General features: G+C 55.0%; 2 rRNA genes. Both read left to right on the top strand.

Annotation, left to right across the window (positions count from 1 at the left end):
- Positions 1 to 60: 60 nt before the first annotated feature.
- A 23S ribosomal RNA gene (locus tag HMPREF3176_RS02445) occupies positions 61 to 3,129 on the top strand.
- An 85-nt stretch (positions 3,130 to 3,214) separates the two neighbouring features.
- A 5S ribosomal RNA gene (rrf, locus tag HMPREF3176_RS02440) occupies positions 3,215 to 3,331 on the top strand.
- The last annotated feature ends 7 nt before the right edge of the window (positions 3,332 to 3,338 follow it).

The following is a 3,338-nucleotide window of genomic DNA, read 5'->3' as shown; positions in this document are numbered from 1 at the left end:
TAAGCAATTTTTGTTACAGATAGTTCAATGTTTTTGGTCTATGTGTTCATTTTCGAGTGTTTCTAAGTTACTTAGAGCATACGGTGGATGCCTGGGCACAAGGAGCCGATGAAGGACGTGGGAGTCTGCGATAAGCCTCGGGGAGGTGACAACCGACCTGTGATCCGGGGATGTCCGAATGGGGAAACCCGCCGCGACGTGAGTCGTGGTACCCGCCGCTGAATGTATAGGTGGTGTGGGGGGAACGAGGGGAAGTGAAACATCTCAGTACCCTTAGGAAGAGAAAACAATAGTGATTGCGTGAGTAGTGGCGAGCGAAAGCGTAGGAGGCTAAACCATGCTGGTGTGAGACTCGGTAGGGGTTGCTGGTGTGGGGTTGTGGGGTGCATTTACACAATATCTACCGGTGTTGTGGCGTCGTGGTGTGTGGTAGGTGAAGCCTTGTGAGTGGGGCGCCATAGTGGGTGTGAGTCCCGTAGCTGAAACTGCATGGCCAGGCGTGGTGTTGCCCCGAGTAGGGCCGGGCTCGTGGAATCCGGTGTGAATCTGCCAGGACCACCTGGTAAGCCTAAATACTTCCTTGTGACCGATAGCGGACTAGTACCGTGAGGGAAAGGTGAAAAGTACCCCGGGAGGGGAGTGAAAGAGTACCTGAAACCGTGTGCTTACAATCCGTCGGAGCCTTGAGGGGGTGACGGCGTGCCTATTGAAAAATGAGCCTGCGAGTTAGTGGTCGGTGGCGAGGTTAACCTGTGTGGGGTAGCCGTAGCGAAAGCGAGTCTGAATGGGGCGTTCAGTCGCCGGCTCTAGACCCGAAGCGAAGTGATCTATCCATGGGCAGTGTGAAGCGCGGGTAAGACCGTGTGGAGGCGCGAACCCACTTCAGTTGAAAATGGAGGGGATGACCTGTGGATAGGGGTGAAAGGCCAATCAAACTTCGTGATAGCTGGTTCTCCCCGAAATGCATTTAGGTGCAGCGTTGCGTGTTTCGTGCTGGAGGTAGAGCACTGGATAGGCGATGGGCCCCACCGGGTTACTGACCTTAGCCAAACTCCGAATGCCGGTACGTGAGAGCGTAGCAGTGAGACTGTGGGGGATAAGCTTCATGGTCGAGAGGGAAACAGCCCAGAACATCAGCTAAGGCCCCTAAGCGTGTGCTAAGTGGGAAAGGATGTGGAGTTGCTGAGACAACCAGGAGGTTGGCTTAGAAGCAGCCACCCTTGAAAGAGTGCGTAATAGCTCACTGGTCAAGTGATTCTGCGCCGATAATGTAGCGGGGCTCAAGTACACCGCCGAAGCTGTGTCACTCCATTTTGTGTGGGGTGGGTAGGGGAGCGTCGTGTGGCCGGTGAAGCTGCGGGGGAACCCAGTGGTGGAGGCTATGCGAGTGAGAATGCAGGCATGAGTAGCGAAAGACGGGTGAGAAACCCGTCCTCCGAATGATCAAGGGTTCCGGGGCTAGGTTAATCCGCCCCGGGTTAGTCGGGACCTAAGGCGAGGCCGACAGGCGTAGTCGATGGATAACGGGTTGATATTCCCGTACCGATAGTGTGAGGACCCATACCGAGGCGTGTGATGCTAACCACCCGAGCTGCTGCTTCCTTCCCTTTGGGTTGGTTGTTGGTGGTGAGGCTGGGAACCGAGCGCGTAGTAGGTCAGCGTGTGGGATGACGCAGTGAGGTAGCTTCCGCGGGGTAATGGTTGTCCCCGTTCAAGCGAGCAGCCCGAGTGCGAGTAATGTTGTGCTCTTGTGGGTGAGTCGTGATGAGGACCCTTTATTGGGGTAGGTGGGTGATCCTGGACTGCCGAGAAAAGTTCCGGCGTGACGAGCACTATTGCCCGTACCCTAAACCGACTCAGGTGATCAGGTAGAGAATACTAAGGAGTTCGAGAGAATCGTGGTTAAGGAACTCGGCAAAATGCCCCCGTAACTTCGGGAGAAGGGGGGCCTGAGGTGTGAGAGCACTGATGGCCGCAGAGACCAGGGAGAAGCGACTGTTTACTAAAAACACAGGTCCGTGCGAAGACGTAAGTCGCTGTATACGGACTGACGCCTGCCCGGTGCTGGAAGGTTAAGAGGACTGGTTAGCCCCTTTTTGGGGGCGAAGCTGAGAATTTAAGCCCCAGTAAACGGCGGTGGTAACTATAACCATCCTAAGGTAGCGAAATTCCTTGTCGGGTAAGTTCCGACCTGCACGAATGGCGTAACGACTTCTCCACTGTCTCAACCGCGAACTCGGCGAAATTGCATTACGAGTAAAGATGCTCGTTACGCGCAGCAGGACGGAAAGACCCCGGGACCTTTACTATAGTTTGGTATTGGTGTTCGGAACGGCTTGTGTAGGATAGGTGGGAGACTGAGAAGCTGGCACGCTAGTGTTGGTGGAGTCGTTGGTGAAATACCACTCTGGTCGTTTTGGATTCCTCACTTCGAACCATGATCTGGTTCAGGGACAGTGCCTGATGGGTAGTTTAACTGGGGCGGTTGCCTCCTAAAGAGTAACGGAGGCGCTCAAAGGTTCCCTCAGCCTGGTTGGCAATCAGGTGTTGAGTGTAAGTGCACAAGGGAGCTTGACTGCGAGACAGACATGTCGGGCAGGAGCGAAAGCTGGAACTAGTGACCCGGCACCTCATTGTGGAATGGGTGTCGCTCAACGGATAAAAGGTACCCCGGGGATAACAGGCTGATCTTGCCCAAGAGCTCATATCGACGGCATGGTTTGGCACCTCGATGTCGGCTCGTCGCATCCTGGGGCTGGAGTTGGTCCCAAGGGTTAGGCTGTTCGCCTATTAAAGCGGTACGCGAGCTGGGTTTAGAACGTCGTGAGACAGTTCGGTCCCTATCCGCTGCGCGCGTTGGATATTTGAGAAGGCCTGTCCCTAGTACGAGAGGACCGGGATGGACTAACCTCTGGTGTGCCAGTTGTTCTGCCAAGGGCATGGCTGGTTGGCTACGTTGGGAAGGGATAACCGCTGAAAGCATCTAAGCGGGAAGCCTGCTTCGAGATGAGATATCCGTACACTCTTTGTGTGGGAGGTCCCCTGTAGATGACGGGGTTGATAGGCCAGATGTGGAAGCGCGGTAACGTGTGGAGCTGACTGGTACTAATTGGCCGATGACTTACTTGCACTCTTCGTGTTGCTTCTTGTGTGTTCGCGTTCACTGTGTGGTTGACATTCCACACCCCTGCTTTGTGGGGAGGGTTTTGGTTGTTTCGGTGGTCATAGCGTTGGGGAAACGCCCGGTTCCATTCCGAACCCGGTAGCTAAGCCTAACTGCGCCGATGGTACTGCACTCGGGAGGGTGTGGGAGAGTAGGACACCGCCGAACTATTCTT

It is taken from the genome of Dermabacter sp. HMSC08H10, assembly GCF_001807585.1.
GTDB lineage: Bacteria > Actinomycetota > Actinomycetes > Actinomycetales > Dermabacteraceae > Dermabacter > Dermabacter hominis.
This window is presented reverse-complemented; position numbering and strand designations above follow the sequence as displayed.